This window comes from Nitrosomonas sp., assembly GCF_022842015.1.
In the GTDB taxonomy this organism is placed as follows: Bacteria; Pseudomonadota; Gammaproteobacteria; order Burkholderiales; family Nitrosomonadaceae; genus Nitrosomonas.
Genome location: NZ_JALHQJ010000030.1, coordinates 1 through 12,555, shown reverse-complemented (window position 1 = coordinate 12,555; position 12,555 = coordinate 1). Strand labels below are relative to the sequence as shown.

The 12,555-nt window shown below is 41.4% G+C and carries 15 protein-coding genes and 1 tRNA gene; 14 read left to right on the top strand and 2 right to left on the bottom strand.

The genetic code is table 11. From position 1 onward, the window contains the following. Window positions 1-21 precede the first annotated feature (21 nt). From lepB to lpdA, 8 genes are all read left to right on the top strand, one after another. Window positions 22-825: a signal peptidase I gene (gene lepB, locus Q0C11_RS07365; RefSeq protein WP_293006916.1), complete on the top strand. Its 804-nt coding sequence runs from the start codon at window positions 22-24 to the stop codon at window positions 823-825. Window positions 826-851: 26 nt separating this feature from the next. Next, window positions 852-1,223, top strand: coding sequence for a DUF4845 domain-containing protein (locus tag Q0C11_RS07360; RefSeq protein WP_293006915.1), 372 nt, complete (start codon window positions 852-854; stop codon window positions 1,221-1,223). Window positions 1,224-1,236: 13 nt separating this feature from the next. Continuing rightward, the gene (gene rnc, locus Q0C11_RS07355) at window positions 1,237-1,950 is read left to right on the top strand and encodes a ribonuclease III (protein WP_293006914.1); all 714 of its coding nucleotides are present in this window, start codon (window positions 1,237-1,239) and stop codon (window positions 1,948-1,950) included. Window positions 1,951-1,993: 43 nt separating this feature from the next. Continuing rightward, complete coding sequence (gene era, locus Q0C11_RS07350; RefSeq protein WP_293006913.1) at window positions 1,994-2,890, top strand: GTPase Era; 897 nt, start codon at window positions 1,994-1,996, stop codon at window positions 2,888-2,890. A gap of 38 nt (window positions 2,891-2,928) precedes the next feature. Then, a complete protein-coding gene (pdxJ, locus tag Q0C11_RS07345) occupies window positions 2,929-3,654 on the top strand; it encodes a pyridoxine 5'-phosphate synthase (RefSeq protein WP_293006912.1) in 726 nt (241 codons plus the stop codon). Further along, window positions 3,651-4,028, top strand: a complete 378-nt coding sequence (acpS, locus tag Q0C11_RS07340) for a holo-ACP synthase (protein WP_293006911.1) — start codon at window positions 3,651-3,653, stop codon at window positions 4,026-4,028. The genes pdxJ and acpS overlap by 4 nt, the downstream gene beginning before the upstream one ends. Window positions 4,029-4,030: 2 nt before the next feature. Then, entirely contained in the window at window positions 4,031-5,083 is a 1,053-nt protein-coding gene (nagZ, locus tag Q0C11_RS07335) for a beta-N-acetylhexosaminidase (protein ID WP_293006910.1), read from the top strand. A gap of 92 nt (window positions 5,084-5,175) precedes the next feature. Next, window positions 5,176-6,636: a dihydrolipoyl dehydrogenase gene (gene lpdA, locus Q0C11_RS07330; protein ID WP_293006909.1), complete on the top strand. Its 1,461-nt coding sequence runs from the start codon at window positions 5,176-5,178 to the stop codon at window positions 6,634-6,636. A 187-nt stretch (window positions 6,637-6,823) separates the two neighbouring features. Here the strand turns inward: lpdA and Q0C11_RS07325 are convergent, their stop codons facing one another. Beyond that, window positions 6,824-7,297, bottom strand: coding sequence for a hypothetical protein (locus Q0C11_RS07325; protein ID WP_293006908.1), 474 nt, complete (start codon window positions 7,295-7,297; stop codon window positions 6,824-6,826). A gap of 282 nt (window positions 7,298-7,579) precedes the next feature. Here Q0C11_RS07325 and Q0C11_RS07320 point away from each other — a divergent pair. From Q0C11_RS07320 to grxD, 6 genes are all read left to right on the top strand, one after another. Continuing rightward, window positions 7,580-7,656 (top strand) — tRNA-Val (locus tag Q0C11_RS07320). A gap of 333 nt (window positions 7,657-7,989) precedes the next feature. Then, window positions 7,990-8,427 carry a CreA family protein gene (locus Q0C11_RS07315; protein WP_367273741.1) on the top strand — a complete coding sequence of 146 codons (438 nt, stop codon included), beginning with the start codon at window positions 7,990-7,992 and terminating at the stop codon, window positions 8,425-8,427. A gap of 112 nt (window positions 8,428-8,539) precedes the next feature. Next, window positions 8,540-9,793, top strand: a complete 1,254-nt coding sequence (gene hemA, locus Q0C11_RS07310) for a glutamyl-tRNA reductase (protein WP_293006936.1) — start codon at window positions 8,540-8,542, stop codon at window positions 9,791-9,793. Beyond that, window positions 9,790-10,869 carry a peptide chain release factor 1 gene (gene prfA, locus Q0C11_RS07305; protein ID WP_293006906.1) on the top strand — a complete coding sequence of 360 codons (1,080 nt, stop codon included), beginning with the start codon at window positions 9,790-9,792 and terminating at the stop codon, window positions 10,867-10,869. The genes hemA and prfA overlap by 4 nt, the downstream gene beginning before the upstream one ends. Window positions 10,870-10,901: 32 nt before the next feature. Next, entirely contained in the window at window positions 10,902-11,738 is an 837-nt protein-coding gene (prmC, locus tag Q0C11_RS07300) for a peptide chain release factor N(5)-glutamine methyltransferase (RefSeq protein WP_293006905.1), read from the top strand. A 102-nt stretch (window positions 11,739-11,840) separates the two neighbouring features. Further along, entirely contained in the window at window positions 11,841-12,149 is a 309-nt protein-coding gene (grxD, locus tag Q0C11_RS07295) for a Grx4 family monothiol glutaredoxin (RefSeq protein ID WP_062558853.1), read from the top strand. An 82-nt stretch (window positions 12,150-12,231) separates the two neighbouring features. Here the strand turns inward: grxD and Q0C11_RS07290 are convergent. Next, window positions 12,232-12,555 (bottom strand): VTT domain-containing protein (locus Q0C11_RS07290; protein WP_293006904.1); only part of this gene is annotated, 324 nt, incomplete at its 5' end.

Here is a 12,555-nt window from a genome sequence, read left to right as displayed (position 1 = left end):
TTCAGTATCAAAGGAAATTGTATGAATTTTCCTTTGATACTTTTTATTCTGCTTATGATTACTGGCAGTATTTGGTTATTGGATACCATTTTCTGGAAAAAAAAACGTGGCCTGAATGAGAATGAGCCATGGTGGATCGAATACCCGAAAAGTTTCTTTCCTATTATTTTGATTGTTTTTAGTTTGCGTTCCTTCGTAATTGAGCCTTTTAAAATTCCATCAGGTTCAATGCTGCCTACATTATTAATAGGCGATTTTATTCTTGTAAACAAATATATTTATGGCATAAGGCTACCCGTTATTAATAAGAAAATTTTGGAAATGGATGAACCCAAACGAGGAGATGTGTTAGTTTTCCGTTATCCAGAAGATCCATCAATTGATTACATCAAACGTGTTGTTGGTGTACCAGGCGACGTTATCACTTATCATAATAAACAGCTAATTATTAATGGGGAAGTGATTAAAATGGAATACGAGGGAGACTATAAATATATTGAACCTGGGCTAGGGTATATTTATTCCGATCGCTATTCGGAATCTCTAGCTGACGAGAAGCATTCCGTTATTATTAGTCAGGATATTAAAGGTATTCAGTTTTCAAACGTGCGGCAGTTTGAATTCCGTGATAACTGTCAGTATCGTCGTGGCGGGTTTACTTGCGAAGTGCCGGCTGGAAATTATTTTACTTTAGGCGATAATCGTGATAGCAGCAGTGACAGCCGTTACTGGGGATTTGTTCCTGAAGAGAATATTGTTGGTAAGGCGTTCATGATTTGGTGGAATTTTGGAGATTTTGGCCGTATTGGATTGTCGATTAAATAATAAGCTTTTTTCTATGAGGTGAAAACGTGAATTATCACAAGATGTCACTGAAACAAAAAGGTATTAGTCTAGTTGGCTTAATAATGTGGTCTATCGTTCTGGTGCTAATTGCTATCACTGGCCTGAGAATTGCACCTGCCTATATAGAATATTCATCGATTAAAAAAAACCTATCAGCTGTCGCTAAAGATACAAGCCTACAAAATGCAAACTTAAATCAAATAAGATTAGCATTTATTAAGCGCGCTCAGATTGATGATATTAAATCCATCAGTGGTCAAGATATTAAAATAGATAGAGAAAATGGACGAGTCATTTTGAGCGCTAACTACACAGTAAAAATTCCGCTATTTTCCAATGTGTCTTTAAATATCGATTTTGAAGCAGCAAGCAATTAATACTCGAAAGTTTATGCAAAATGAAGCAATATCAACTGCTACTCAGCAGTTACTGGATATATTCTGCGAACGTCTAGGATATAGCTTTACTCAACCTCAATTACTGCAAGCGGCGTTAACGCACCGAAGTCACAGCGCGCCTCATAACGAGCGTTTGGAATTTCTAGGCGACGCAATATTAAATTGCGTAATCTCAGGAATTATTTATAAACATTTCCCAGAATTACCGGAAGGCTACTTGTCTCGGCTCCGCGCTAATTTTGTGAATCAAAAGGCATTGTCAAATATTGCACTTAGCTTACAAATGGATAAACTACTCAGATTAGGTGAGGGTGAGTTAAAAAGCGGTGGCTGTCATCGCCCATCGATTCTTGCAGATACTTTTGAAGCTTTATTGGGCGCTATTTATCTGGATAGTAATTATGTGCAAGTGGAAACAGTGATCATGGCGATCTACAAACCTTTGATACAAAATATTGACCTTGAGTCTCCAGCAAAAGATCCTAAAACTTTATTGCAGGAGTTTTTACAAAGCCAGAAGCTATCATTGCCAGAATATCTGGTAGTTACAACCAGTGGTAAATCACATAAACAAAATTTCAAAGTAGAATGTGTGATATCCGCATTAGATATTCGGACTGCAGGCGAAGGTACAAATCGCCGAAGTGCAGAACAAATAGCTGCAAAATTAGCCTACGAAAAAATTTGTCTGCACTACGCGCATTAATAGTGTTTAATAAGCCTTTAATTACTACTCATCATGTCTCAGAATGACCCTTCATGCCGATAATTTTCGTACTGGTTACATAGCAATTATTGGTCGCCCCAATGTGGGTAAATCAACTTTATTAAATAAGTTGGTGGAACAAAAAATCAGCATTACATCGAAGAAAGCTCAAACAACTCGTTTCAGAATTAATGGTGTTTTGACGGATCAGCGGACACAATTTGTCTTTGTTGATACGCCTGGTTTTCAAACGCACTATACCAATGGTTTGAATGCTGCAATGAATCGCGTGGTGACTCAGAGTATGCGCGAGGTGAATGTTATATTATTTGTCATTGAGGCGATGCGCCTTGATCAGCGTGATATTGCGGTACTCAAAATTTTACCTGAGAATGTTCCGATTATTTTAGTGGTCAATAAAATTGATAAATTGGCAGAAAAGAATCGGTTATTGCCATTTTTAAATGAAGTAGCGCAAATAGCTCAGTTTTCTGACATTATACCGGTGAGTGCGATGCATAAGATTCAGCTGCTGGAGCTCCTCAATACCATTCGCGATTATTTGCCTGTTAGTCAACCTATGTACGATAAGGATGAAATTACAGATCGTAGTGAGCGTTTTCTTGCCGGAGAATTCATCCGTGAAAAACTATTTCGCTTGGTCGGCGATGAAATTCCTTATTCGACCAGTGTTGTGGTTGATCAATTTAAGTTGGAAAATCATTTGCACAAAATTTATGCCACCATTCTGGTTGATAAGCCCAATCAGAAAGCAATTATTATTGGAAAAAAAGGAGAAAAGCTTAAACAAATAGCAAGCCAGGCGAGAAAAGACATGGAGTTGATGTTTGGAGGAAAAGTGTATTTGGAAGTTTGGGTTAAAGTTAAACGCGGTTGGGCTGATAGTGAAAGTGTGTTAAGAAATCTAGGTTATGAATAAACAATTAAGAATTCTTGGTGTCTTGGGCGTCTCAGATAATGATTGAATTAGGCGTCAATATTGATCATGTGGCGACATTACGGCAAGCGCGTGGAACAAAATACCCGGATCCAATCGAAGCGGCGTTGATTGCCGAATCTGCCGGAGCAGATGCGATCACTTTACATCTGCGCGAAGATCGGCGACATATTCAAGATCGCGATGTGGAAGTTCTGCATAACCGGCTTACGACTAGGATGAACCTGGAAAGTGCAGTTACCGACGAAATGATTAACATCGCCCTGAGAATAAAGCCTCACGATATTTGTTTAGTGCCTGAGAGGCGCGAAGAATTGACAACTGAGGGTGGTCTCGATGTTGTGAGGCATTTCGATCAGATCAAGCGTGCATGCCAAAAATTGGGAGAAGCGGGGATACGTGTTTCATTGTTCATCAACGCTGACACGCTACAAATTGATGCAGCAGCTCGGGCGGGTGCACCTGTCATCGAAATCCACACTGGCAGTTATGCGGATGCACATTCATTCGATGCGCAAGAAAAACATTTTGTCGAGGTGCAGGAAGCCGTTGCTCTGGGGAAAGACCTTGGTTTGAAAGTCAATGCCGGACATGGTTTGCATTATGAGAATGTTCAAGCCATTGCAGCCATTCCTGAAATTTCGGAATTGAATATTGGCCATGCAATTGTTGCCAGAGCTATTTTTGTTGGCTTTAAACTTGCCGTGCAGGAAATGAAACAGCTCATGCTTGAGTCGCGTAAATGATCTATGGTATTGGAGCGGATATTGTCGAATCAGCAAGAATTGCGCAATCGTTAAATCGTTTCGGCGAGCGTTTTGCACGGCGTATCTTAACCACGAGCGAGTTGCAGGAATATCAATCGAGCAGCAAGCCGATTCTGTTTCTGGCTAGCCGCTTTGCTGCTAAAGAAGCATTATCTAAGGCAATGGGTACAGGTTTACGACATCCGGTTAGCTTGGCATATATTACGATCACTCATGATGGCTTAGGAAAGCCATTTTTTCAATTTCATCCTGAGCTCGATCAATTACTTTTCGATCAGGGAATCACGCAGCATCATCTTTCTATTAGTGATGAAATCAATATGGTGTGTGCTTTTGTCGTATTGGAGAAATAATCATGTTGCTTGGGCCAGTGATGCTCGATATTGCCGGAACACAACTTTCTGAGGGCGATATCAAAAAACTTTTACACCCACTCACAGGCGGCGTCATTCTATTTACCCGCAATTATGAGAATCACCGTCAATTAACTGAATTGACACAGCAGATACATATGTTACGAACTCCGCATTTGCTGATTGCGGTCGATCATGAAGGTGGGCGTGTTCAACGTTTCCGGAAAGACTTTACAAAACTGCCCGCAATGCGTGAACTGGGGAAAATTTGGGATAAACAATCGAATCGCGCCCGACATCTTGCTAAACAAGTTGGTTTTGTGTTGGCTGCAGAGTTAAATGCTTGCGGGATTGATTTCAGTTTTACACCGGTGTTGGATCTTGACTATGGACAAAGCTTTGTGATCGGCGATCGCGCTTTCCATCATGATGCGAGCGCCGTTTCGGACTTGGCGAATAATTTGATGCTTGGGCTCAAGAAAGGCGGTATGCCGGCAATAGCAAAGCATTTTCCGGGGCACGGTTATATTCAGACCGATTCTCATTTGGAAAAATCAATTGACTCGCGCCGATACACTGAGATTGAGGTGAGCGATTTAGTTCCATTTCAACACATGATTGATTCAGGGGTGGTTGGAGTGATGCCGGCACATGTTATCTACCCAAAAATCGATTCCAAACCTGCCGGCTTTTCGAAAATCTGGCTACAGAATATTTTACGCAAGGAATTGCGATTCGATGGTTGTATTTTCAGTGATGATTTAAGTATGCTGGGTGCCGGAGATTATTTGGAATCTATGTTGTCACGCGCACAAGCTGCGCTCGATGCGGGTTGCGACATGATATTAGTTTGCAATAATCCTGTGGGAGTCGATGAAATTTTGCATGGATTGCATTGGGAAATGTCAGCAACAAGCCTGTCGCGGTTGGCTCGTTTGCATGCTAGAAATCACACAGGCTCGATGATAAAGTTACGTGAAAATGGAGATTATGTGCAGGCATTACGTGAGATCAGCATTATTGGATGCGAGAATACCGAATTGCCATTACAGTAAGTTTGCATTCATTTGTCAAAGCAAACTATGCACAGCATATTTTATTTTGCTTTAAACTTACCACTTGGCAAAAATTTCACAAAGGTCTAATCATGTTAGAAACATTTGATGTGGCGATTATTGGTGCTGGCCCAGGAGGCTATGTTGCGGCGATCCGTTGTGCGCAGCTGGGTTTGAATACAGTTTGTATTGATGAGTGGAAAAACTCAAAGGGCAAAGCCAGTCTTGGAGGGACTTGCCTGAACGTTGGTTGTATTCCTTCCAAAGCTTTATTGGAATCTTCTGAGAATTATTTCCAAATTCAACACAAGATTTCCGCGCATGGAATTTCTGCAGAAAATGTTTCGGTCGATGTTCCGGTTATGATTGCACGCAAAGACAAAATTGTCACCACATTTACCGCCGGTATTAGTTCACTATTCAAAAAGAACAAGGTTAAGTCGATGCATGGCAGGGGGACGTTGTTGAGTCGAGAAGAATCCGCTGATGCTTGGCAAATAAAAGTTGACGATAACGGTGCTACTGAAACAGTCCAGGCAAAGCATGTGATTATAGCAACCGGTTCGATACCACGGCAGTTATCTTTTGTGCCAGTCGATAATGAGATGATTCTGGATAATGCTGGTGCTTTAGCTTTAAAGGAAGTGCCTAAGCGATTGGGAGTTATTGGTGCAGGTGTGATCGGGCTTGAAATGGGTAGTGTATGGCGCAGACTTGGTGCGGAAGTCACTCTTCTTGAAGCGATGCCCGGATTTCTGATGGCGGCAGATGAACAGGTTGCTAAAGAAGCAAAAAGTATTTTCGCCAAAGAACCTGGATTGCAAATCAACACCGGTGTCAAAATTAAATCGGTTAAGATATCCGGTAACTCTGTAGTTGTTGGTTATGGTGATTCTAACAATCAGGAACAGGTCATGGAAGTTGACAAGCTGATTGTGGCGGTTGGCCGCATCCCCAATACGACTGGATTGGGTGTGGAAGAAAATGATTTGTCTATAGATGAGCGTGGATTTATTAATGTTGATCAGAATTGTCGGACTAATCTGACCAATGTATATGCAGTAGGCGACGTAGTTCGCGGTCCTATGCTGGCGCATAAAGCATCCGAAGAAGGTGTGGCTGTTGCTGAAATGATCAAACACCTTGAAACAAATCAGGCCAATGCGGATGAGGCTGTTGATTTTAATACAATACCCTGGGTTATTTATACCGCACCAGAAATTGCGTGGGTAGGGAAAAACGAACAGGAATTGAGAGCAGCTGGTATTGCCTATAAAGTTGGTCAGTTTCCATTCATTGCGAACGGACGTGCGCGTGCCATGAACGAGACCAGTGGATTTATAAAAGTCTTAGCAGATGAGAAAACTGACCGTGTACTGGGTGTTCATATGATTGGCCCACATGTCTCAGAACTCATTTCAGAAGCAGTTATGGCGATGAAATTTTCAGCCAGCAGTCAAGATATCGCCTGTATTGTTCATGCTCATCCATCTTTATCAGAAGTGTTTCATGAGGCCGCACTTGGCGTGGATAAGCGTACGTTACATATTTAACAGGCTGTTAAAAAACGTTTTTGAAGTAATAAAAATGCAAAGAAAAAACAGGTGAACTGCTCATTTATTACACATAAATTTGCCTTTCACCTATTTTTAACACCCCAGCAGCAATGCAGATAGATCATCAGCGATTTTTAATGATCTATAAGTTCAACATTGCCTGTCCAAGCGTATCGGGTTAATTTTAGAAGCAATTATTTCTATCGGGATTGACACTGCATGACCACTGCAGGTGATGGATCCCAGCAGCTTTATTGATTAAATAATCAGCTTTTAATTGTTTGTTTTGCTCTACCGTTAAAGAAGCTTTCTCAGGTACAAATCTTTCCTCGCTCCAGAATCTTATTCTGCAAAATTCATCGTTGGGGTTGCAGAGTCTATTAATAGCGGCACTATAGATCGTTTTGTCGGTGTGCTTACTATGATCGATAAGTACCAAATGTACAAATTTCCCCGAGTTTCCTAATTCCACAGCACGTACAACCTTCCACCCTATGCCACTTTGCAACTGTGATGAAGATTCCGCAGTTGTCGCGTTATGCGCGTGTTCGTGGTTTTCGTCTTCGTGCTCGTGATCTTCGTCTCCATGAGAAAAAACACTAAATGGCAGAACAAGCAGTGTTAATAATAAAAAGAAGTTTAAAAATAATTTGTGCATAAATTCTCCTCGGCAAAATGCCAATTTCCAGTAACTATATAATTCTTCGGTTGTACTTAACTTATTGCTTCCAGATAACTTACATTAGCTGGATGATCCTTGCAGCGGGCGAGTATACTCGAAAATCTAATTATGAACATTATTGACAATTCAATTATTACTAATAAAACATTCGGAATTTTTCTGGATATTACTTTTAGTAAAAATTTTATACTGAGTTATTCATCTAATTTGATTAATTAATTGTAGCGACTAATCATTTCGGTTAAAATTCGTTTTTTTAGGCGCGTAGCTCAGTTGGTTAGAGCACCACCTTGACATGGTGGGGGTCGTTGGTTCGAATCCAATCGCGCCTACCAATTATCAAATAATATCCTTCTATTATTCTCGATTGCATTGGCTATGGATGGCACATATCCATATTTGCGTCACTTCCAGAAAAATGAGTGGAATGACACGGCGTTTATAATTCTTGACTAATGTTTCTGAGAATTGAGATGGATGTAGCTAACATGTCTGCCAGAATTCAATGACATCAATCACTGATTGCAAGGTTGTAATGCCACAGGATTGGAATTAAATAGAAGTAAAATTAAAATAGGCTGCTCAATTTTATTGGGAGATAAGGTGTGAAAATTATTAAATTATTAAATATCAAGAATTTATTAAGTGTATTGTTGATTTGTACCTTAATGCTGCAAACAACTTCTTATGTGATGGCAGAAAAAATTGGTAGTGTCTCAACTAAATTTAAAATTTTAGGTGCAAACGATAAAGTTGTAATTGAAGCATTTGATGATCCGGATATTTCTGGTGCTACTTGTTATTTAAGTCGAGCCAAAACCGGGGGTGTTAGTGGTATGGTAGGAGTTGCTGAGGATACTTCAGATGCTTCAATCGCATGTCGGCAGATTGGTCCTATTTCCTTGCCAGAAAAAGTAAAGAATGGTGATGAGGATGGTGTCGAAGTTTTTAAAAAGAGTACGTCGCTATTATTTAAGTCGTTACAAGTTGTGCGGTTTTATGATGCCAAAAGAAATGTCTTGATTTATTTAACTTATAGCGACAGAATTATTGAAGGGTCACCCAAAAATAGTATTTCAATAATTCCAGTTACGCCATGGCATTAAGTAAACAAGTGAGCGAAAATAAATCATTTGCTTTGATGGTATTTAAGAAAACATAATATTATAATTACCAGTTATTTCTTACGAATTGTTTACTTTGGCAACATTATCTTCCATGCAATTATTTGCTTTTGGAATTAATCACAACACAGCGCCGCTGGATGTGCGCGAACAAGTTACTTTTCCTGAAAATACGATGGAGCATGCGTTACGCGATCTGGTTGGGCGTAATCCAATAAAAGAAGCTGCCATTGTGTCCACCTGTAATCGTACTGAGATATATTGTTGCACCGAAAGACCGGAAGATGCTGTTGTATGGCTCGCTGATTTTCATCATTTGCCAACTCGTGAATTGGATCCCTACATCTACAAATTACCACGTGAGCAGGCTGTAAAACATGCATTTCGGGTTGCCAGTGGTTTGGATTCGATGGTATTAGGCGAGCCGCAAATACTCGGGCAGTTAAAGAGTGCGGTTAAATCTGCAGAACACGCTGGAACATTAGGTTTATTGCTGCATAAGTTATTTCAACGCACGTTTTTTGTGGCTAAGGAAGTTCGAACCTCGACAGAAATCGGTGCAAGCTCTGTATCAATGGCAGCAGCGGCAGCGCGCTTAGCTGAACGAATTTTTGGCGATATTGGTGAACAGCGTGTTTTATTTATCGGCGCTGGTGAAATGATTGAATTATGCGCTAATCATTTTGCTGCACGTAATCCCCAAAAAATTACGGTTGCTAATCGTACTACTGAACGCGCTGAAGCACTGGCAAATCGTTTTAATGCACAAGCCATTACTTTGAGCGATCTGCCTGAGCAATTGGCGTTACACGATATTGTGGTAACTTGCACCGCGAGCCCACTGCCTATACTTGGCAAAGGCATGGTAGAACGGGCAATTAAAATTCGCAAGCATCGACCGATATTTATCGTTGATCTTGCTGTGCCGCGTGATGTTGAATCTGAAGTCGCAGAACTCGATGATGTTTTTCTTTACTATGTTGACGATTTGTCAGAAATCGTTAAAGAAGGGCTGGATTCACGTCAGAATGCTGTTACACAGGCCGAAACCATCATTGACTCGAATGTGGTTGATTTTATGCGCTGGTTTGCCACACGTGAAATGGTTCCAACCATTCGCGCGTTACGTGACCAGGGTGAACGTTATCGCCGGCATGAGTTGGCTCGGGCTGTTAAATTGTTAGAGAAAGGTGAAGATCCCAAAAAAGTTATAGAGGCTCTGAGCAACGGCTTAACAAATAAATTCTTGCATGTGCCCTCCAATGCTTTGAATCAAGCGGCAGTCAATGAACGTGAAGAATTAGTCGAGTTGATTAATCGACTATACCAATTGCACCGTCCGCAATGAACAAAAATATCGCGGACCGACTCACTCGCTTGAGTGTGCGTTTGGACGAGTTAAATCATTTGCTGAGCAGTGAATCTGCAACAGCAGATATTGATAATTATCGTAAGCTTACGCGTGAACATGCAGAAATTGTTCCGATTGTTGAGCTTTATCGATCGTATCAACAATTCGAGCGCGATGTGCAAACTGCGCGGGAGATGCATACTGATTTGGACATGCGTGCTTTTGCTGAAGCTGAAATTCAAACTGGGAAAGAAAAACTCACTCAGATCGAATCGGAAATACAAAAGCAATTACTTCCGAAAGATCCCAACGATGAACGCAATATTTTTCTGGAAATTCGGGCTGGAACCGGTGGAGATGAATCCGCTTTGTTTGCCGGAAACTTGTTTCGCATGTATTCACGTTACGCAGAAAGGCAGCGCTGGCAGGTGGAGATTATTTCGCAAAGCTCGTCGGAAATTGGCGGATATAAAGAGATTATTGCCAAAATTATTGGCCATGGTGCTTATTCGAAGCTTAAGTTTGAATCAGGTGGTCACCGTGTTCAGCGTGTACCGGTAACTGAAACTCAAGGGCGCGTGCACACCTCTACATGCACTGTGGCTGTTATGCCTGAAGCCGATGAAGTGATCGAAGTGGTTTTGAATCCTTCTGAATTACGCATTGATACTTTCCGTGCTTCTGGTGCTGGCGGCCAGCATATTAATAAAACTGATTCGGCCGTGCGTGTGACTCATCTGCCCACCGGGATCGTCGTGGAATGCCAAGATGGGCGATCACAGCACAAAAACAAGGCACAGGCACTGAGCGTTCTGGCGGCGCGTATCCAGGACAAGCAAGCGCGCGCGCAACACGCGGAGCAAGCAGCTACTCGGAAATCATTGGTGGGAACCGGTGAACGCTCGGAGCGGATCCGTACTTACAATTTTCCCCAGGGGCGGGTAACTGATCATCGCATCAATCTGACGCTCTATAAGATGGATCAGATTATGGATGGAGACATTGATGAGCTTTGTTCGGCACTCATGGCCGAGCATCAGGCTGAGTTGTTAGCCGCATCAGTACAAGAATGATCAATTACCTTTGATCATTCTGAATAATTGCTATGCAACCTGTAACAATTTCGCAAGCATTAGCTGCCGCATACTCAACTATCAACAAAATTGATGCAATTTTATTGTTGCAACATGTGTTAATCGTAAATCATGCATTTTTGTTGACTTACCCTGATCAAATGCTGACTGCACAGCAAGTCGAGAAATTTTCTAGCCTAGTTCAGCAGCGCATTAAAGGATTGCCGGTAGCATATTTAATGGGGGAGCGTGCATTTTTTGATCTGACTCTTAAAGTCACAGAAGCTGTATTAATTCCTCGTCCTGAAACTGAATTACTGGTTGAGTGGGCGCTCAAGCTGATACCGTCTGATGAATTTTGTAATGTATTGGACTTGGGAACAGGCAGTGGTGCAATTGCAATTAGCATTGCCAGACATCGCCCTCAAGCTCAGGTCGTTGCAGTTGATTTGTCGCCAACTGCGGTCGATGTTTGCCGAAGAAATGCCGACATTCTAAAAGTGGCTAATCTAAATGCCATTAACGGAAATTGGTTTGATGAACTTTCAGGGGAGAAATTTGATCTGATTGTATCGAATCCACCTTATGTGGCTGAGGATGACCCTCACTTGCTGCAAGGTGATCTGCAATTTGAACCCAGAATAGCTTTGTCAGCAGGGGAACATGGCATGGCCTGTATCACTCATATTATTAATGCAGCGCCTGACTATCTCAGTAAAGAGGGGTGGTTATTGTTGGAGCATGGTTATGATCAGGCTGAAGCATGCAGAAAATTGTTACGTGATATGGATTTTAGTAATATTTGTTCTTATCCAGATTTGGCTGGCATAATGCGAGTAAGTGGCGGTCAGTTGAATTTATCAATCTAAACCATATAATTATATTATGGGTCTAATGTATATAATTAATTATGTTGTTTTCTTGTTTCTATATAAAATATTTTGGAATAATCTTTGGGAGAAATGAACGCTATGAACGTTGAAGATTTAATCGAGCAACAAATTACGGCACATCCGGTAGTACTCTATATGAAGGGCACCTTAGATCAACCGCAATGTGGCTTCTCAGCGAATGCTGTGAATATTCTTAAAGCTTGTGGTGTTGATGACATTTTCTCGGTTGACGTTCTGGCAGATCCGGAAGTCAGGCAAGGTATCAAGGATTTTTCCAATTGGCCCACGATACCGCAGCTGTATGTGAATGGTGAATTTATTGGCGGTTCGGATATCGTGACTGAGATGTATCAATCTGGAGAGTTACAGAAACTGTTTGAGAACTGATCTCAGTTAAGATAGTTAGCAACGATTCAGGGTGTTTACATCGATAAATGGCTGAATCGTGCTGTAGATTTTTTATTTCAAGCTAATTGATTGCCGTTGCAATCACCCAATATCGCGCAAACTTCCCCACCGCAATAAATAACAGTGCCCACAACCAATTGGCTCGCAGCCATCCGGCAGCCACGCATAACACATCACCTATTAGCGGCGTCCAGGATAAAAGCAGTATAGGAGTGCCGTGCCGACGCACCCACTCCAGACTTCGAATATTACCCCCCAATTTTTTATGTAGTGTTTTCTCATCCGGTAGTAGCCGACCAATGAGATATGAACTCATTCCGCCCAATGTATTACCGATGGTTGCTAAAATAAGCGCTTGCCAGTGAAGATCGGGATATGCCAGCAA